The organism is Anoxybacillus sp. P3H1B (genome assembly GCF_001560855.1).
GTDB classification, from domain to species: Bacteria; Bacillota; Bacilli; order Bacillales; family Anoxybacillaceae; genus Anoxybacteroides; species Anoxybacteroides rupiense.
This window is the reverse complement of record NZ_LPUG01000009.1, coordinates 142,726-161,329: the sequence shown is the minus strand read 5'-3', so window position 1 is coordinate 161,329 and position 18,604 is coordinate 142,726. Positions and strand designations below refer to the sequence as shown.

Sequence of the window (18,604 nt, the reverse complement as noted above, 5' to 3'; positions counted from 1 at the left end):
TTTTGGATTCGCACTAGTTTTGTCAAACGGCAGGACTTCCCCGTCATTTTAGAGAAATAGTTCCATATCTGAAATGACAAGGGGGAAAGTGTAGTGAGTCTAGTGATGGACTTTGAAGTGAGACAAGATGTGTTGCTCATTCGGCTTGCCGGTGAGCTCGACCATCATACAGCGGAAGAGCTGCGGGAAAAAGTGACCGATACTCTTGAAAAAGAACATATTCATCATATTGTATTTAATCTTGAAAATTTAATGTTTATGGATAGCTCCGGACTTGGCGTTATTTTAGGGCGCTATAAGCAAATCAAAAATTTGGGTGGAGAAATGATTGTTTGTTCTGTTTCTCCAGCTGTTAAACGATTGTTTGATATGTCCGGGCTATTTAAAATTATCCGTCTAGAAGAAGATGAACAATTTGCATTACAGACATTGGGGGTGGCGTAAATGAGAAACGAAATGCACCTCCAATTTTCGGCACTTAGTCAAAATGAATCGTTTGCCCGTGTAACAGTGGCCGCATTTGTTGCCCAGCTTGATCCAACAATGGATGAACTGACAGAAATCAAAACGGTTGTGTCAGAAGCGGTGACCAATGCGATTATTCACGGGTATAACAATGATCCAAACGGAATGGTCTATATTTCTGTCGTGATAGAGGAGGGGGCTGTCCGCATTACAATCAGAGATGAAGGAGCGGGAATCGCGGACATTGAAGAGGCGCGGCAGCCATTGTTTACAACGAAACCTGAATTAGAACGATCGGGAATGGGGTTTACCATTATGGAAAACTTCATGGATGAAATCTCGATTCACTCGGAAGTGAACAAAGGGACAACTGTTCATTTAACGAAATATATTACGAAAAGCAAAGCGTTATGCAATTAAGGGAGACATGCCTATGGATGTCGATGTCAAGCAAGAACAGACGCCAATTAAGGATCAGGCAATGAAAGAGCTGATTCGACGCAGCCAAGAAGGCGACCAAGCAGCGCGTGATGAAATTATTCAAAAAAATATGCGGCTTGTTTGGTCTGTTGTCCAGCGTTTTTTGAATCGCGGCTATGAGCCGGATGATTTATTTCAAATCGGCTGTATCGGATTGCTCAAATCGGTGGATAAATTTGATTTATCGTATGATGTTAAATTTTCAACCTATGCAGTGCCAATGATTATTGGCGAAATTCAGCGGTTTATTCGAGATGATGGAACCGTGAAGGTGAGCCGTTCTCTCAAAGAAACGGGCAATAAAATACGCAAGGCAAAGGATGAATTATCCAAACGTCATGGGCGTGTGCCGACCGTAACGGAAATTGCCGAATATTTACAAATTTCGCCTGAAGAAGTCGTGCTTGCTCAAGAAGCAAGCCGATCCCCGGCGTCCATTCACGAAACGGTCTATGAAAACGATGGCGATCCCATCACTCTTCTTGATCAAATCGCTGACCAAGATGAAGATTCGTGGTTCGATAAAATTGCGTTAAAAAAAGCAATAGAAGAGCTGGATGAGCGAGAACGGCTGATTGTATATTTGCGTTATTACAAGGACCAAACGCAATCAGAAGTGGCATCTAGATTAGGCATCTCTCAAGTGCAAGTATCACGACTGGAAAAGAAGATTTTACAGCAAATGAAACAAAGAATGGATGAGTAAGCATCCATTCTTTTTCTTTTTTATAGAATTGATGGTAATTGACATCAAACCGAATGATTCCTTTTTTGTCCAAACATACTATTCATTAAGAAATTAATGAGGTTGAGGGTGTGAGGCAAATGGAAAAAGCCGTATTTGTGAAATTGCGCCACCGTGTTCAAGTCAAACCTGATGATGTCATATTGGTAGGAGATGTGGCGCAAATCATTGCTAGTGATAAGCAAATGCTTCAGCAATTAAAGCGAATTCCTTTATATCGTATCCAACGAAGCGACAAAAATATTGTCATTGTCGATGTAATGAAAGTGGTGGACGCGATTGTCCGTTTTGATCCTTCATTAGAAATTCAAACGATCGGCTCAGCTCAAACGATTGTAGAGGTGGTATATCCGAAACGGACGATTTCATTTGCCTATTTTTTAGCGGTTTGGCTGCTGCTTTTTATTGGCTCGGCCATCGCGATTATTAATTTTCATGAAGATGTGAGTATGCAGGAAACGCATCAGCATTTATACACGATCATTACAGGGAAAAAAGCCGACAAGCCTCTTCTCTTCCAGATTCCCTATTCGATTGGTCTGGGATTAGGGATGATTATCTTTTTTAATCATGTGTTTCGTAAGCGGATTAACGAAGAACCGAGTCCTCTCGAAGTCGAAATGTTCAATTATCAGCAATCGCTCGATCAATATGTGATTTTACATGAAAATAAGGAAAGCATGAAGCAAATTGACGACCGTTAAGGCGATTGCTGTTATCGTGATTGGCTTAGCGGGAGGACTGGCGGTAGGCACAGGATTTGTGGCTTTTTTGGCCGTTCTCGGCGTAATCCCAAGACTGACACAATTAACGAAAACAATGAAATGGATTTATGCCTATGAATGGAGTGCTGTTTTTGGAGCAGTAACTGGCGGATGGATGAGCCTTCGTTCTTCTGCTTTAGATATCTCTAAATATTGGCTTATTCCGTTAGGCTTATTTAGCGGAGTATTTATTGGGATGTTGGCAGCAGCGCTGACAGAGGTGCTGAATGTGTGGCCTATTTTAGCCAAACGGATCGGGATGGTAGATAAAATTATTTTATTGATGATGGCCCTTGTCTTCGGAAAAGTGTTTGGCTCTTTATTTTATTGGATGTATTTTGCAGAGGTGATGTCATTATGAAACTGCGCGATCATTACCAGCAGGCTGTCAGAAAATTTCAGCCTAAGCCTTCCTATTTAGCAAATAGCTTTCAAGCATTTATCAGCGGCGGTTTGGTTTGTGCCGGCGCAGAGGGGCTGCGGGCGTTATATATGAATAGTTGGGGATTTTCATCAGATGCTGCTCAACATTTAATGATGTTAACCGTCATGGGCTTAGCTGTTTTGCTGACAGCCATGGGACGATATGATGCTTTGAGCCAATTTGCTGGTGCCGGCGCGACCGTGTTGCTTACCGGCTTTGCGAATTCTTTAGCGAGCGCGGCTATGGAGCATCGAACAGAAGGATGGGTTAGCGGAATCGCTAATCATATGTTTAAAATCGGCGGTGTCGTCATCGTCTATGGAATGGTCATTGCCTATGTTTTAGGAGTGATATATTACATCGTGTAAATGAAAGGGGGAGTTCTGTGCGACTTGTTGGAAAACAAACATGGGTATTTGAGAACAATATATATATTCAGGCAACAGGAACGGCAGTTGGTCCTTTTGAAGCGGACGGCCCCCTTGGAAAGCAATTTGATGTAGGATATCGCGATTTGTATTGCGGAGAAAAAACATGGGAGCTTGCGGAGCGGCGTCTGATGAAAGAAGCGATTACTATTTGCATGAATAAAGGAAATGTGACAGCAAATGAAATTGATGTGTTTCTTGCTGGGGATTTATTAAATCAAAATGTTACAGCCAATTATACAGCGCGTGAGCTTCCAATTCCGTTTTTATGCATGTTTGGAGCGTGCTCTACTTCGATGGAAACGCTGGCCGTCGGGGCGGCTCTTGTCGATGGGGGCTTTGCCAGACAAGCGCTTGTGGCAACAAGCAGCCACAACGCGACAGCGGAGCGACAATTTCGTTATCCAACGGAGCTTGGTATTCAAAAACCGAAAAGTGCAACATTTACAGTAACCGGAGCGGGGGCAGCGCTTATCGGCAGCCAAAAGGGCCGATTTCGAGTGACGGCGGCTACCATTGGAAGAGTGATCGATGCCGGCTTAAAAAATCCGATGGATATGGGAGCGGCGATGGCGCCGGCCGCTGCCCACACGATCGAGCAGCACTTTTTGGACTTAAATCGTTCGCCCGCTGATTATGACTTGATTGTAACAGGGGATCTATCAGGAATCGGCAGTGTGATTGTCAAAGAATTATTGATGGAAGCAGGCTATGATATCACGGATGGTTACAGCGATTGCGGGCTCATGATCTACCGGCCGGATCAAAGAAAATTTGCCGGCGGAAGCGGGTGTGCCTGCTGTGCGGTTGTTACGTATGGCCATTTATTAAGAGAAATGGAAAAGGGGACGTTTCGCAAAATATTTGTTGTCGCAACAGGAGCGTTATTAAGTCAGACTATGATTCAGCAAAAACAATCGATTCCAGCGATTGCTCACGGCGTTGTGATCGAATCGGTAGGAGGATGAGAAATGGACTATTGGATGGCCTTTTTAGTGGGTGGAGCGATCTGCGGGGCGGCTCAATGGCTGATGGATCGCGCCAATATATCGCAAATCCATATGCTTGCCGGACTTGTAAGCGTCGGTGCTCTGCTGGGAGCACTTGGTGTATATGACCAATTAGTAGAGGTCGCAGGCGCGGGCGCTTTGCTGCCAATGAGCGGCTTCGGCTATTTGCTTGCCAAAGGGATCGCGTCCCATGAAGCTGGACAAGGATGGATGAATATGGGGGCCAACATGTTCCAATATATTGGTCTCGAGCTTTCATTTGTCATTACGCTATCATTTGTCGCGGCCCTTATTTGCAAACCAAGGGGATAACGATGATGAAAAAAAGACGGGTCATTATTGTAACAGATGGCGATGATTTTGCATGGCGGACGATTCAGCATATTGCGAAGGAAATTGGCGGCCGCTGCATTAGCCGCTCTCGGGGGAATCCATCAAAACTGACAGGTGAACAGCTCGTGGAGCTTATTTTACAGACGCCGTATGATCCTGTATTTGTGATGTTTGATGATTGTGGAGCAGTCGGTGAAGGCGCAGGCGAACAGGCGCTAAAGTACGTGGCGACCCATAAACAAATTGAGGTGATGGGGGCTATTGCAGTCGCCTCCAATACTCACCAGAATGAATGGACAAAGGTACATGTCAGCATTGATCGAAATGGAAAATTGACAGAGCGCGGAGTGGATAAAGAAGGAATCCAAGAAATGGAGTTGGGGCGTATCAATGGTGATACCGTTTATTGCTTAGAGCAGCTACCCATTCCGATTATCGTTGGTATCGGTGATATCGGAAAGATGGGCTATCGCGACCACGTTAAATACGGTTCGCCCATTACAAAAAAAGCGGTTGAGGTTATTTTAGAAAGGAGTGAAAATGGTGGCAGCAGACACAAACAGCATCCCGATTTTTGAAAAGCTTACGGATAATGAAGCCTATTTAAAAGAGAAAATCGGGATTGGAACAAGCTTTGATTTAGGAATTCGCAAAGTCTATGTGCTAACGAGAGAGGTGCACATTTATTATTGTAACGGCCTGTGTGATACACAATATTTAATTGAACTGCTTAAACAAATTGTGCAAATTAATGATAACGAGCGCCAAGAAGCTCGAGCGAAGCAAATTCTTGCTAATCGTCTTGTCCATCAGCAAGTCAGTCCCGTTCAGGATTTGAATGATGCGATTAATCAATTGTTGTCAGGGCTTATCATCATTTTAATGGAAGGAGAAACAAGCGGATTTGTCGTTGATGTCCGCAGTTATCCAGGCCGTCAGCCGCAAGAGCCCGATACGGAAAAAGTCGTACGCGGAGCACGCGACGGCTATGTTGAAAATATTATTGTCAATACGGCATTAACGCGGCGCCGCATTCGTGACGAACGGTTGCGCTTTGAAATTATGCAAGTAGGCGAACGTTCCAAAACGGATGTATGCATTGCTTATATTAAGGATGTAGCGGATCCTGGATTGATTGAGCTTGTAAAAAAAGAAATTCAACAAATTAAAATTGATGGTTTAACGATGGCGGACAAAACGATTGAAGAATTTTTAGTCAAGCAGGGATATAATCCATATCCCCTTGTGCGATATACGGAGCGTCCTGACGTAGCCGCAACTCATTTATTAGAAGGACATGTCATTATTATGGTGGACACTTCACCAAGCGTGATTATTACGCCGACCACCTTTTTTCATCATGTGCAGCATGCCGAGGAGTATCGGCAAAATCCTGCGGTTGGAACGTTTGTGCGCTGGGTGCGGTTTCTAGGCATTTTAGCCTCCATCTTTCTATTGCCGCTTTGGATTTTATTTGTGCTAGAACCTTCCTTGTTGCCTGACAAAATGGCATTTATCGGACCAAATAAACACACAAATATTCCAGCCATTGTCCAAATTTTCCTTGCCGATTTCGGGATTGAATTTTTGCGAATGGCAGCTATTCATACGCCGACCTCGTTATCAACAGCCATGGGATTGATTGCGGCTGTATTAATTGGGCAAATTGCGATTGATGTTGGCTTGTTTGTGCCTGAAGTCATTTTATATGTCTCTATTGCTGCGATTGGCTCATTTGCTACACCAAGCTATGAATTAAGTATCGCTAATAAAATCGCCCGTCTCCTGCTCGCTTTAGCAGTGGCTATATTTAAAGTGCCAGGGCTTATTATCGGAACGACCATTTATTTAATTTGGTTAGTTCGAATTCGTTCGCTGAACACCCCGTATTTGTGGCCATTTATTCCGTTTGATCCAGCTGCGTTTATGCAAATTGTTGTTCGCCGTTCACTGGCGGGCGGAAAAGTGCGACCAAGCATTGTTCATCCGCAAAATCAGCAAAGACGCCCCGTGTAAGGAGGGTCTCTTGGTTGCTGAAAGATTTTGCTGAATGAGGAAACAATAAAAATAACGGATTATTCACATTTGTATTGCAACTTTTTTTATTTTATGGTACGTTATACGTAATCTTTTCCGCAGAAAAGGCAGTTAATCCCTATTTGTTAACTGTCTTTTTTGCTTTCAGATCGCATAAAAATTTGTGATTTTGAATATTTAATCTTTTGGAATGAGGGATCGGCATGTTTTTTTACGGAACGAGTCGTGTGAATGACAAAGGACATTTAGAAATTGGCGGTGTTGATACTGTTGATCTCGCAAAGGAATATGGAACGCCGCTGTATATTTATGACGTGGCGTTAATTCGCCAGCGCGCCCGCGCGTTTAAAGAAACGTTTGAAAAGTACGGGGTAAAAGCGCAAGTGGCGTATGCTAGCAAAGCGTTTTCGACGGTTGCTATGGTTCAATTAGTGGAGGAAGAAGGATTATCGCTTGATGTAGTGTCTGGCGGAGAGCTATATACAGCCCTAAAAGCGGATTTCCCTCCTGAGCGCATCCATTTCCACGGGAATAATAAAAGCCGCCAAGAGCTGGAAATGGCGTTGGCGCATGGTGTCGGCTGTATTGTAATAGATAATTTTTATGAATTGCAGCTGCTCGAACAAATTTGTGCAGAAAGAGGAATGACGGCGTCTGTTTTAATTCGGGTAACACCAGGAATTGAAGCGCATACTCATGATTATATTTTGACAGGTCAGGAAGATTCTAAATTCGGCTTTGACTTAAACAATGGACAGGCTGATCGCGCGTTAAAGCAAGCCTTATCTTCTCCATCGTTCCACGTGCTGGGGATTCATTGTCATATTGGTTCACAAATTTTTGAAACAACAGGCTTTGTGCTGGCGGCGCAAAAAATTTTCCACAAAATCGCCGATTGGAAAGAGGTCTATGATTTTGTTCCGAAGGTTGTCAATCTTGGCGGCGGCTTTGGAATTCGCTATACAAATGAAGATACGCCTCTTCCGGCTGCGGAATACGTAGAAAATATTATTGCTGAAGCAGCAAAACAGGCAGCAGAGCTGGGCATTGCTATGCCGGAAATTTGGATTGAGCCAGGCCGTTCGCTTGTCGGTGATGCCGGAACCGCGATTTATTCGATCGGTTCGCGCAAAGAAGTGCCTAATGTGCGTCATTATGTGGCTGTTGATGGGGGAATGAGTGACAATATTCGGCCAGCATTGTATGAAGCAAAATATGAAGCAGTGTTGGCGAATCGAGTTCTTGATGAGAAGCAAGAGGTTGTGGCGATTGCCGGAAAATGCTGTGAATCAGGTGACATGCTGATCTGGGACTTGCCGCTGCCAAAGACAGAAGCAGGTGATTATTTGGCTGTATTTTGCACCGGGGCATATGGCTATTCGATGGCCAATAACTATAATCGCTTGCCTCGCCCGGCTGTTGTTTTTGTTGAAAACGGCGAGGCGCAGCTCGTCGTTCGCCGAGAAACGTATGAGGACTTAGTTCGTTTAGACGTGCCATTACGGGCGAAAGTCAATAGATGACCATGCTATAGGAATATCACAATGAAGGTACATTGGATATCACGTACTCCTTGAAATGAAAACGTGTGATAAACCAAAGAAAAAATCGCTCAAACGTGTAGAGCGGTAATTAGCTATTGACCGATTAAGCTACAAGCCTATTGTATGGATATGCGAAACGGCCAAAAGGTGCCCTGCTTGGGCACCTTTTGGTCATTGTTGCTGCTGATTGGATGAAGTAAACACGGATTTGATGGCATTCCAAATTTCTTTCAAAATATCGATGATATTCTGAATAAATGTTTTTCCTTCTTCTGAGTTCAAAAAGGTGGAAATCTTGTTTTTTGCTTTGCTAAGTTGATCGTTGACCTGATTCCAGTCAATGTTGAGATTCTTCATTTTATTAAATAATGATATTAGGCTATTGATTTCATCCTGAGTGAGCGTAATACCTAAATCCTTGGCCGCTTTTTCGATAAGGGAGCGCAAATCCGCGTCGGTTTGCGGCGGATTTTTGGCCATTTCTTCTTTAATTCTTGTTAAAAGGGCAACGGCTTGATCGTTTCCAATCGATTTGCCCAGCTGGGCGGTTTTTACCATTTCTTCATTTGCCACTTTTTTTACATCGTCAGGAATCACTTTATCGGATGAAAGCTCGTACGCTTTCATTAAACCGGTTAGCGCTGCGGTACCTGAAACAGGGAAAGGAGCTGTAATATAAATTTTAGCATCCTTGACACCTGCCGTGATGAGCGCGTTTGTATACATTTCCTTTGTGACCCAAGTAATATTATGCGTTTCTACATCAAGGCCGGAACCATTCGCTCCAATTGTAATCATAGATGATGAAATGGCTTTTGTGCCAATTTGCGCTTTTGGAATTAGGCCATCCAGATATTTATGCTCTTCTGTGTTTGACACGGTAATGGTTTGAGCATTTTCCGGAGCGTTCATTTCATTTAATACTTGCTGCTTTTGTGAGTCGGTTAAGTTTTCTCCAAGTGTAATAATAACATCGCCTTCTGCTGCATCCGCCGCTGCCGCTATCGGATACGCAAGGAGCAAAGACGCCATGAGACAGCCTATCAAGGTCCGTTTCATTCTTGCAACCTCCTTATTCTTTCTTTATTTCCACCATTCCTATTCTACATGCAAATGGAATAAGATAGAAGCGAAATGATGCGTATAAATGCCACTTGCTCTATGAGCAGCGGGATGAATATAGCGCTCGTTCATTTTGTCTTTTAGTTGTGTTTTATATAAAAGAGCACTAATGTTAATTATCCATTATTTTACTTGAAAGCAAAATGATCGGGCTTAACACTCGTTTTTCTGCTTCTTTCTCGAACAGGGAATGTCAGTGAACAACATCATTTGCTTACAAAGCGCTCCTTGTTCAAGAAGGGCATGCCCTAGTCGGCAAGCAAATCGGTTTGCCGGCTTCAGCAGAAAAGCGAGGAATCTAGTACGATCCGTTGGTTTTTATTGAATCCTCAACACGCCCGATAAAATATGACTTGCTTTTTTTGTGTAACAAACAATGGTATGATAAGGGAGTATGAAAGAAAGGAGAATGAGAAAATGGCAAAAAAGGGTCATATTTTACTGGAAAACGGTGCAAAAATTGAGTTTGAATTATTTCCAAATGAAGCCCCAAAAACAGTGGCAAACTTTGAAAAGTTAGCAAATGAAGGGTTTTATAATGGCTTAACGTTCCATCGCGTCATCCCTGGCTTTGTCAGCCAAGGCGGTTGTCCGCGCGGAAATGGAACCGGCGATGCGGGCTATACGATTCCGTGTGAAACGGACAACAATCCTCATCAGCATAAAGAAGGAGCGATTTCGATGGCGCATCGCGGCCGTGATACAGGAAGCTGCCAATTTTTCATTGTTCATGAGCCGCAGCCGCATTTAGATGGAGTACATACCGTTTTTGGTCAAGTGACGTCAGGAATGGACGCGGTCAAAGCGATGAAAAATGGCGATGTAATGAAAGAAGTTAAGGTGTGGGAAGAGTAAAAGTTTTTACTCGTAGTATTAGTTGGGCATCACGATAAGGATAGGGATACCTCAATATTTGTCTTAGCGTGAACAAGTGATGGCATGATTTCGATGGCCGACGCTTGTTCACGTTTTGGCGTGAACAAGGCAAGTCATAGACTTGCCCTTTTTGGATCGTAGGTTTGTACAAATTGCGGTTTGTTCATATTTATACAGCAAAAGAGCAACCAACCCGATTGTATTGGATACCACCAATACAACTTTATATGGAAGGAAAGTGGTTTTTGAGCGTGAAGTGTTTCCGCTTTGTTTAGAACGACAGGGAAATAGGCTGCTGGGAACGCGCAATTTTTATAGAAGCTTAACAGGATGAACGGTGTTGAGCTTTTTTGAAAGGATGAGGAAACGATGAAGAAAAATTGGATCCTGTTCTTTGCTCTGCTCGGTGTCAGCTTGATTTGGGGGCTTATTTATTGGTTATTCATAGCGAAGTGAGTGCGTGAGCATAGACAAACGATTGGATTGTGATATAATGATAAAAAATTACATAATCGTTTTGTATCCTTCGGGGCAGGGTGTAATTCCCGACCGGCGGTATTGAAACCGATGCGTTTCTAAGCCCGCGAGCCGAAATAGGCACGATCCGGTGCGATTCCGGAGCCGACAGTATAGTCTGGATGGGAGAAGGATCACATAAAGGCAGCACATTGCCGTAAGCGGAGCAGCACCAAAACCGTTTTTCCTTGCACTGTCAATGTGGATGGTAGATGTAGCGCTCCCCATAGTGGAGGTGTTTACTGAAAAAACGGAACAAACATTCGTGTTTGATGTCCGGTTTTGTTTTAGAACGGTGTTGTTCATGAAATGTGCAGCTTTTTTGGCATGCAAAACAAACATGTCAGTTTGTGGTTCTTACATATTTCTGCCCTGGGAGATGCGATTCCTAGGGCTTTCTTTATGGTGAAAAAGGAGGGATGGAACATGCAGAGCGATGAACGGTATATGCGTTTGGCGCTTGAAATGGCTAAAATAGGAAGCGGACAAACCTCTCCGAATCCAGCGGTAGGGGCAGTCGTGGTGAAAAATGGAGAAATCGTCGGTCTGGGCGCCCACTTAAAAGCTGGAGAGCCGCATGCTGAGGTTCATGCCATTCGCATGGCGGGAGAAAAAGCCGCTGGTGCGACAGTTTATGTTACGCTTGAACCTTGCAGCCATTTTGGAAAAACGCCTCCATGCGCAGATTTGCTAGTGGAAGCAAAAGTAGCGCGCGTTGTCATCGCTACGACGGATCCAAATCCGCTTGTAGCTGGGAAGGGGACGGAAAGGCTAAAACAGGCAGGAATTGAGGTTGTGCTCGGTACGTTGAAAGAAGAGGCCGATGAATTAAACCGTGTCTTTTTTCACTATATCACGACAAAAACTCCATTTGTTACATTAAAATACGCAAGCAGCTTAGATGGAAAAATCGCGACGAAAACAGGTGATAGCAAATGGATTACTTCAGAAGCTGCGAGAGAGGATGTGCACCGCTATCGAGCCGCAAATGATGCGATTTTAGTGGGGGTTAATACGATCATGGCTGATAACCCTCATTTAACGACGAGATTACCTGAAGGCGGGAAAAGTCCGATTCGGATTATTCTCGATACAGACTTGCGCACACCGCTTCATGCAAACGTGATATCTAATGATGAAGCGGAAACATGGATGGTTGTCGGCAGTCAAGTATCCAGCGAACGCATGGCCTTATACCAAAGATCGCATGTGCGAGTCATGCAAATGAACCAGCCGCATATCGACATTTGGGAGATGTTGCGCATGCTAGGGGAGCACAAAATTACTTCTCTCTTTGTGGAAGGAGGGTCACGCATTCACGACAGCTTTGTGCGCAGCCGAGCCTTTCAAGAAATTGTTGCCTATTTTGCGCCGAAGTTGATTGGCGGCCATGAAGCGCCTACTCCGGTTGGCGGCACAGGGATTTTGCGCATGGCAGAAGCGGCTGAATTAGCGATTAAGCGCGTTGAAATGGTTGGACCGGATATCAAGGTCATTGCCATACCAAAATAAAGAGGTGGAACATCATGTTTACCGGAATCATTGAAGAAATGGGTACGATTGAACAAATGAATCACTCAGGAGAAGCGATTACGGTTACGATTCGCGCGGAAAAGGTGCTTGAAGATGTCCGATTGGGCGATAGTATTGCGGTTAATGGGGTATGCTTAACAGTAACATCATTTACCGCTCGTTCCTTTACAGTTGATGTGATGCCAGAAACCATTCGAGCCACCTCATTGCGCATGTTGTCAAAAGGGTCAAAAGTCAATCTAGAGCGGGCGATGGGAGCAGGCGGACGGTTTGGCGGCCATTTTGTATCCGGGCATGTTGATGGAGTGGGCGAGATTATCAACAAGAAACCGGTTGCCAACGCTGTGTATTATGAAATTAAAATTCCAAGAGAACTGCGAAGCTATATGATTTTGAAAGGTTCCGTCGCTGTTGACGGGACGAGCTTAACGATTTTTGGATTGACCGATGATACATTTACGATTTCGCTGATTCCGCATACGCGTGCCGAAACGATATTGGGCGATAAGCAAGTTGGCGATATCGTCAATATTGAGTGCGATCTCATTGGCAAATATGTAAAGCAATTTGTAGAAGGAAACAAAGCAGCGAAGGAACAGGGCGCGATTACCCTTGAATTTTTAGAAGAGCATGGATATAAATGAACGGAAAGGTGGGGACGACATGTTCGATACGATCGAAGAAGCCATTTATGAGCTCATGCAAGGAAATGTCATCATTGTTTGTGATGATGAGGATCGAGAAAATGAGGGGGATTTTGTTGCATTAGCTGAAAAAGCGACACCTGAAGTCATTAACTTTATGATTAAATATGGACGTGGGCTTGTCTGCGTACCAATCACAGAAGAGCTGGCAGATAAGTTGGATTTAGTGCCGATGGTCAACCATAATACAGATGCGCACGGAACGGCTTTTACTGTAAGCATCGACCATAAATCAACGACAACAGGAATTAGCGCATATGAGCGTTCCACAACAATTCGGGAGCTTTTGAATCCAAATGCGAAAGCAAGCGACTTTAAACGACCCGGCCACATTTTTCCGCTTGTGGCGAAAAAGGGAGGCGTTTTGCGGCGCGCCGGACATACGGAAGCAGCAGTTGATTTGGCTCGTCTATGCGGGGCAAAGCCAGCCGGTGTCATTTGTGAAATCATTAAGGAAGACGGGGAAATGGCCCGCGTACCGGATTTGCGAAAAATAGCCGATGAATTTGATTTGAAAATGATTACGATTAAAGATTTAATTCAATACCGCAACAAAAAAGAGAAGTTAGTAAAAAGAGAAGTAGAAATTACCTTGCCGACGGAATTTGGCGAGTTTAAAGCGATCGGCTACACAAACTCAGTTGATGGAAAAGAGCATATCGCGCTTGTCAAAGGGGAAGTGATTCCCGATGAACCAATACTTGTCCGCGTTCATTCCGAATGTTTAACCGGAGATGTATTCGGCTCATATCGTTGCGATTGCGGTCCACAGCTTCATGCAGCTTTGCGGCAAATTGAAGAGGCAGGAAGAGGCATTTTATTGTATATGCGTCAAGAAGGACGCGGAATCGGCTTATTGAACAAACTTCGCGCCTATAAGCTTCAGGAACAAGGATACGATACGGTTGAAGCGAATGAAAAGCTAGGCTTTCCAGCTGATTTGCGCGATTACGGAATTGGCGCTCAAATTTTAAAAGATTTAGGCGTAACGAAAATGCGATTACTTACGAACAACCCGCGCAAAATCGCCGGATTGAAAGGATATGATTTAGAAGTGGTTGAGCGCGTGCCATTGCAATTGCCAACGAAAAAGGAAAATGAGAAATATTTAAAGACGAAATATGAGAAGCTAGGGCACATGCTTCATTTTTGACGGACTAAGCATCATTTTGATTATGATTGAAAAAAATAGGAGGAGATTTGGATGAAAGTAATGGAAGGAAATTTAGTTGGGACAGGATTAAAGATCGGAATTGTGGTTTCTCGTTTTAATGAATTTATCACAAGCAAATTGCTTTCAGGGGCGCTAGATGGCCTTAAACGGCATGGTGTCGACGAAAATGAGGTTGCCATTGCTTGGGTGCCAGGAGCCTTTGAAATTCCGCTTGTGGCGAAAAAAATGGCGGAATCTAAGCAGTATGATGCAGTCATTGCGCTTGGAACGGTGATTCGCGGTGCAACAAGCCACTATGATTACGTATGCAATGAGGTAACTAAAGGAATTTCGCACGCATCCTTAACAACCGGGACACCTGTCATTTTTGGCGTATTAACGACCGATACGATCGAGCAAGCGATTGAGAGAGCGGGAACAAAAGCGGGCAATAAAGGCTGGGAAGCTGCTGTAGGCGCGATTGAAATGGCGAACCTGCTTCGCTCTTTTTCATAGAAAGAGTTCACAAGAGAGCAAATAGCGTTTATAATACGTAATGAGAAAACGGCTTTTGCGCTTTTCTGCCGCAGAAAAGTATCGCCAGTAATGAGGGGTTTTTTATGTTAATTCGTTATCGAAAAAACTATGAAAAAATTGCGATGGGGCTTCTGTCGTTTATGCCGACAGAAAAAGACTTGAAAAAGTTGCAGCAAACAATTAAGCAATATGAGACGAGCGACGACTGGCAGCTGTTTTTATGGAAAAAGGAAGAAGACATTCTTGGGAGTATTGGTATTTTATTATCGGGTGAGCATGTAGCGGAAATTCAGCATATTAGCGTGAACCCTTCGCATCGTCATCAAGGGATCGGAAAGCAAATGGTAAAGGCATTAAAAGAATTATATCCGGATCGCGAGTTAAGGGCGAATGAGTATACAGCTGCATTTTTAGACAAGTGTGAGCTGTAGGAAGAGGCGGCCTAGTGTTTAGGCCGTCTCTTTTTTTGCTTGCTTTGCATGCGGGCAGCGATCACATCAGAGCGGTCGCGCAAAGCATGCTTATGGAGCAAAAATTCATTGCGAAGATCGCTTTCTTTTCCCCAGGCTCCTCCTCTTTTTTGGCAATATTCCAAGCATTTGGCGAGCAGTGCTTCATCAGCGATCGGCAAGTTGATGCTTTGATATGTTTCCCCTTGTTCGACCCGTTGAATGTACCATTGTAGAAGCTGCTCCAGCTGTTCATAATGGATGCCAAGCTGTTCCACCGCTTCTTTTTCTCGATGAAGAAGCAAAGCTGCCTTTTTCATCATGCGTTTTGCTCCTTGGATGTTATTGCGGCGATGATGATAAAGCGCTACGGCTATTTGAATCAGCCCTACCCACACGGGTCTTTTGTGATCCTGCTTCCAATGCTCTTCTAATATTTCATGACATTCAAAATAGTCACGGTCTGTATGAAAGTGAAACAAATAATCGATATATGCATCCGGGTACAAGATAGCCACCTTCTTTTCTATGACGAATCCAAATGGTTTTTTGGTATGATATCTTTCTCAAATAAAAACAGAGAGAGGGATGAGCGAAACGGCAACGGTGGGCTTTATTCGCTCTCGCAGTTGGCGCCGCTTAGATGAATTGAGCCACCAGCTTGCTTTCTTGCTTCTAATCATATTGTATCATAGGATCGGGAAAAATTTGCTTGGACAACATGCAATTATCATCTATACTTAACGGTAGTGTCATTATAAATGGTGGGATGAATGTGCAGTACAATGTAAAAATTGATGCGTTTGAAGGTCCGCTTGACCTGTTGTTGCATTTAATTAACCGATATGAAATTGATATTTATAATATTCCGGTTTCGGAAATCACCGATCAATATATGGAATATATTCATGCTATGCAGGAGCTGCAGCTTGATATTGCAAGTGAATATTTAGTGATGGCAGCGACGCTGCTGGCCATTAAAAGCAAAATGCTGCTTCCTAAACATGAAGAGGAACTACTTGATGAAGAAATCAGCGACTTAGCCGAAGATCCGCGCGAAGAGCTTATGCACCGTCTATTGGAATACAAAAAATATAAAGAAGCGGCTCATGAGCTGAAAAAGAGAGAGGAAGATCGCTCTCTTTTATTTACAAAACCGCCAAGTGATATGAGTGCTTATGCATCAGAGCTGGAAATAGAAAAACGGCCTCTTGATGTTACCGTCTATGACATGCTTGGTGCTCTATCAAAGCTTTTACGCCGGAAAAAGTTGCAGAAGCCGCTCCATACAAAAGTGGCGCGTCAGGAAATTCCCATTGAACGGCGAATGGAGGAAATTTTGGAGGAATTGCAGAAAACAAAGACGCGGAAAAGCTTTTTTGATTTATTTCCGTATTATGACCGTGAGCATATTGTTGTCACCTTTTTAGCGATTTTAGAGCTTATGAAGAAAGATTTAATCATTATTGAACAGGAACGGAATTTTGCTGACATTTTCATTGCGAGCAATGAAAGGATGAAACATCATGGAAATGAACGGCTATAAAGCCATTATCGAGGGATTGTTATTTGCTGCTGGAGATGGGGGACTATCGTTGAAACAAATCGCGATCGTCCTTGAAATTTCAGAGGAACAAGCGATCAGCGTACTTGATGAACTGAAGGCCGACTACAGCAAAGCGGATCGCGGCATCCAATTAATTGAGCTTGCGGGTGTATATCAGCTTGCTACGAAGAAAGAGCATGCTCCATATTTAAAAAAGCTTGTCGAAGCGCCGGGCTCTTCCTCTTTATCACAGGCAGCGCTTGAGACTCTTGCGATTATCGCCTATCGTCAGCCGATTACGCGAGCAGAAATCGAAGAAATTCGCGGCGTTAAAAGCGATAAACCGCTGCAAACGCTGATCGCGAAAGCGCTTGTGAAAGAAATAGGAAGGGCGGAAGGAACAGGACGACCGATTTTATATGGAACAACAAAGGAATTTCTTGATTATTTTGGATTAAAGACGATTGAAGAGCTGCCGCCGCTTCCAGAATTGAATGAAGAGGAAGAAACGGAGAGAGAGGCTGATTTATTCTTCGAAAAATTTGAAGAAACTTTTAAATAATCAAAATAATTATGATAAGATAAACTTATAAAAACAAGATAATAGACGCAGTTAATGAAACATCCAGTCATGTCGATTTTTTTCTTATCAGACCTATTTGTAAATATTTACCTAAAAAAGAGCACCGGTGAATGAGGCTCGTGACATAGGATCAACGCGTTTGCCAACAGTTTGAATCCAATCTTCTCTATTTGCATGATGTAACATTTGGATAAACAAGAGGATGATGGTGTATTTCGACGGCTGGTGGTCGACGCAAATGGCTTCACGGGCTGCCATGGCTGTCGGTGTCAAAAGTCCTTCCTTCGGTTCTGCAAAGCTGCATTTGTAAATAAAGGAGGCATGGATCATGCGAATTCGCCGCTGCAAAGGGTATGAATTAGAAAAAGCGCAACCGAATACATCGGAGGATTTTTTCAATCGCTCTGAGGTGACATTTGTAGAAGATGGGGTGGAGCGGACGTTGCATGTTTTATATGTGCGCTATTTTGATGAATGGTTTTCATCATTGACTCCATATGAACAAAACCCTATTTTTGCCGTCCATGAGCGTGAGGTTTATTTTAAAGATATTGTGGCGCTTGTATGTTTGCTGCAAAATCCGGACTTTCGTCATCGAAAGCGGGTTTATATCAATGATGAAACGGAGTTTCGTCGCTATTTTGCGCAAATGGAATATGAGAAGCTTCCTGAACTTTTTGCCAGCTTGGAAACAAAAGGGGAGTATGAGCTTCCATCACCGCTTTTGTTTATAAAACAACCATCATAAAATGGGGGTCTTTATTTATATGGGAAATTCCATTGTCATGAGCCAGACCAAGCAGGTCGAGGCGTTTCTGGAACAAACGGTTCAAACCATTTCACACTATCTAAATGAAACAACGCTGACGGGGTTATTAAAGGAGCAGGAGGATGGAAAGCGAACATATAATGAGCTGCTGCTTTCCAATTTGCGCCGTCTCGTTGTTTATTGCGAGGAAGGGCTGGAAGCGTGCCGAGTGGTGTTGAATGATGAGCCATTTCGCAAAGCGGCAGCTGAAAAAATTCTGTATCGCATTTATCATTCATGCATTACTGAGTTTTTTGCGCCGAAAAACGATGTGTGGTATGAAGATAGCCGCTCTGCTTATACCGGACGAAATTCGATTAAATTTCGGGAGGTTCCTCCTCCTTCTTTTCAGGCGCTGATTGCTTCGCTTGAAGGCCCGTTTCAAACGATCCGCGAAGAGCTGGAATTTTACGAAACCGATTATCGAACCAAAATGATTCAATCGAAATAGCGAGAACATCATCCGCTTTCTAAAATAAGGAAAGCGGATGTTTTTTTGTGGGAGAGATGAACCATTTTTTTTCATTCGTCATAGGATAATGGCGAA

At 43.6% G+C, this 18,604-nt stretch carries 23 protein-coding genes and 1 riboswitch; of the genes, 21 read left to right on the top strand and 2 right to left on the bottom strand.

Going from position 1 to position 18,604, the window contains the following annotated elements; genetic code table 11:
- Positions 1 to 105 precede the first annotated feature (105 nt).
- From spoIIAA to lysA, 11 genes are all read left to right on the top strand, one after another.
- Complete coding sequence (gene spoIIAA, locus AT864_RS01130) at positions 106 to 444, top strand: anti-sigma F factor antagonist (RefSeq protein WP_221212008.1); 339 nt, start codon at positions 106 to 108, stop codon at positions 442 to 444.
- Complete coding sequence (gene spoIIAB, locus AT864_RS01125) at positions 445 to 885, top strand: anti-sigma F factor (protein ID WP_044742166.1); 441 nt, start codon at positions 445 to 447, stop codon at positions 883 to 885. It abuts the gene before it with no gap.
- Positions 886 to 898: 13 nt separating this feature from the next.
- Positions 899 to 1,651, top strand: a complete 753-nt coding sequence (sigF, locus tag AT864_RS01120; protein WP_044742167.1) for an RNA polymerase sporulation sigma factor SigF — start codon at positions 899 to 901, stop codon at positions 1,649 to 1,651.
- Between the two features lie 119 nt (positions 1,652 to 1,770).
- Positions 1,771 to 2,394, top strand: a complete 624-nt coding sequence (locus tag AT864_RS01115; RefSeq protein WP_044742168.1) for a stage V sporulation protein AA — start codon at positions 1,771 to 1,773, stop codon at positions 2,392 to 2,394.
- On the top strand, positions 2,381 to 2,815 hold the full coding sequence (locus AT864_RS01110; protein WP_044742169.1) for a stage V sporulation protein AB: 435 nt from the start codon (positions 2,381 to 2,383) through the stop codon (positions 2,813 to 2,815). The genes AT864_RS01115 and AT864_RS01110 overlap by 14 nt, the downstream gene beginning before the upstream one ends.
- Entirely contained in the window at positions 2,812 to 3,246 is a 435-nt protein-coding gene (locus AT864_RS01105; RefSeq protein WP_066145637.1) for a SpoVA/SpoVAEb family sporulation membrane protein, read from the top strand. Before AT864_RS01110 ends, AT864_RS01105 begins: the two co-directional genes overlap by 4 nt.
- A gap of 17 nt (positions 3,247 to 3,263) precedes the next feature.
- Positions 3,264 to 4,274 (top strand): stage V sporulation protein AD, encoded by a 1,011-nt coding sequence (spoVAD, locus tag AT864_RS01100; RefSeq protein WP_044742171.1) that lies wholly within the window; start codon positions 3,264 to 3,266, stop codon positions 4,272 to 4,274.
- 3 nt (positions 4,275 to 4,277) lie between these two features.
- Positions 4,278 to 4,628 carry a SpoVA/SpoVAEb family sporulation membrane protein gene (locus tag AT864_RS01095; RefSeq protein WP_044742172.1) on the top strand — a complete coding sequence of 117 codons (351 nt, stop codon included), beginning with the start codon at positions 4,278 to 4,280 and terminating at the stop codon, positions 4,626 to 4,628.
- Positions 4,629 to 4,633: 5 nt separating this feature from the next.
- Complete coding sequence (locus tag AT864_RS01090) at positions 4,634 to 5,227, top strand: stage V sporulation protein AE (protein WP_066146516.1); 594 nt, start codon at positions 4,634 to 4,636, stop codon at positions 5,225 to 5,227.
- Positions 5,190 to 6,665: a spore germination protein gene (locus AT864_RS01085; protein ID WP_044742173.1), complete on the top strand. Its 1,476-nt coding sequence runs from the start codon at positions 5,190 to 5,192 to the stop codon at positions 6,663 to 6,665. Before AT864_RS01090 ends, AT864_RS01085 begins: the two co-directional genes overlap by 38 nt.
- A gap of 224 nt (positions 6,666 to 6,889) precedes the next feature.
- Positions 6,890 to 8,209 carry a diaminopimelate decarboxylase gene (gene lysA / locus AT864_RS01080; protein ID WP_066145634.1) on the top strand — a complete coding sequence of 440 codons (1,320 nt, stop codon included), beginning with the start codon at positions 6,890 to 6,892 and terminating at the stop codon, positions 8,207 to 8,209.
- A 192-nt stretch (positions 8,210 to 8,401) separates the two neighbouring features.
- Here lysA and AT864_RS01075 read toward each other — a convergent pair whose 3' ends face one another.
- Complete coding sequence (locus tag AT864_RS01075) at positions 8,402 to 9,289, bottom strand: DUF1002 domain-containing protein (RefSeq protein WP_044742175.1); 888 nt, start codon at positions 9,287 to 9,289, stop codon at positions 8,402 to 8,404.
- 480 nt (positions 9,290 to 9,769) lie between these two features.
- Between AT864_RS01075 and AT864_RS01070 the strand changes: the two genes are divergently transcribed.
- From AT864_RS01070 to AT864_RS01045, 6 genes are all read left to right on the top strand, one after another.
- Entirely contained in the window at positions 9,770 to 10,207 is a 438-nt protein-coding gene (locus AT864_RS01070) for a peptidylprolyl isomerase (protein WP_044742176.1), read from the top strand.
- Between the two features lie 539 nt (positions 10,208 to 10,746).
- Positions 10,747 to 10,882, top strand: a riboswitch (FMN riboswitch).
- A 288-nt stretch (positions 10,883 to 11,170) separates the two neighbouring features.
- The gene (ribD, locus tag AT864_RS01065; RefSeq protein WP_066145631.1) at positions 11,171 to 12,256 is read left to right on the top strand and encodes a bifunctional diaminohydroxyphosphoribosylaminopyrimidine deaminase/5-amino-6-(5-phosphoribosylamino)uracil reductase RibD; all 1,086 of its coding nucleotides are present in this window, start codon (positions 11,171 to 11,173) and stop codon (positions 12,254 to 12,256) included.
- 14 nt (positions 12,257 to 12,270) lie between these two features.
- The gene (gene ribE, locus AT864_RS01060; RefSeq protein ID WP_066145627.1) at positions 12,271 to 12,921 is read left to right on the top strand and encodes a riboflavin synthase; all 651 of its coding nucleotides are present in this window, start codon (positions 12,271 to 12,273) and stop codon (positions 12,919 to 12,921) included.
- 19 nt (positions 12,922 to 12,940) lie between these two features.
- Positions 12,941 to 14,134: a bifunctional 3,4-dihydroxy-2-butanone-4-phosphate synthase/GTP cyclohydrolase II gene (locus tag AT864_RS01055; RefSeq protein ID WP_066145624.1), complete on the top strand. Its 1,194-nt coding sequence runs from the start codon at positions 12,941 to 12,943 to the stop codon at positions 14,132 to 14,134.
- A gap of 51 nt (positions 14,135 to 14,185) precedes the next feature.
- Entirely contained in the window at positions 14,186 to 14,650 is a 465-nt protein-coding gene (gene ribE, locus AT864_RS01050; RefSeq protein WP_066145620.1) for a 6,7-dimethyl-8-ribityllumazine synthase, read from the top strand.
- Positions 14,651 to 14,754: 104 nt separating this feature from the next.
- Positions 14,755 to 15,102 (top strand): GNAT family N-acetyltransferase, encoded by a 348-nt coding sequence (locus AT864_RS01045; protein ID WP_066145617.1) that lies wholly within the window; start codon positions 14,755 to 14,757, stop codon positions 15,100 to 15,102.
- 11 nt (positions 15,103 to 15,113) lie between these two features.
- On the opposite strand, the gene AT864_RS01040 is transcribed toward AT864_RS01045, so the two are convergent.
- Positions 15,114 to 15,638, bottom strand: coding sequence for a DUF309 domain-containing protein (locus tag AT864_RS01040; protein WP_369815474.1), 525 nt, complete (start codon positions 15,636 to 15,638; stop codon positions 15,114 to 15,116).
- 251 nt (positions 15,639 to 15,889) lie between these two features.
- On the opposite strand from AT864_RS01040, the gene AT864_RS01035 reads away from it, so the two are divergent.
- The 4 genes from AT864_RS01035 to AT864_RS01015 all read left to right on the top strand — a co-directional run bounded on the left by AT864_RS01035 (position 15,890) and on the right by AT864_RS01015 (position 18,508).
- On the top strand, positions 15,890 to 16,666 hold the full coding sequence (locus AT864_RS01035) for a segregation/condensation protein A (RefSeq protein ID WP_066145612.1): 777 nt from the start codon (positions 15,890 to 15,892) through the stop codon (positions 16,664 to 16,666).
- Positions 16,647 to 17,228, top strand: coding sequence for an SMC-Scp complex subunit ScpB (scpB, locus tag AT864_RS01030; protein WP_044742184.1), 582 nt, complete (start codon positions 16,647 to 16,649; stop codon positions 17,226 to 17,228). Before AT864_RS01035 ends, scpB begins: the two co-directional genes overlap by 20 nt.
- A 349-nt stretch (positions 17,229 to 17,577) precedes the next feature.
- A complete protein-coding gene (locus AT864_RS01020) occupies positions 17,578 to 17,997 on the top strand; it encodes a hypothetical protein (protein WP_066145608.1) in 420 nt (139 codons plus the stop codon).
- Positions 17,998 to 18,016: 19 nt separating this feature from the next.
- Complete coding sequence (locus AT864_RS01015) at positions 18,017 to 18,508, top strand: YpuI family protein (protein ID WP_066145605.1); 492 nt, start codon at positions 18,017 to 18,019, stop codon at positions 18,506 to 18,508.
- Positions 18,509 to 18,604 lie beyond the last annotated feature (96 nt).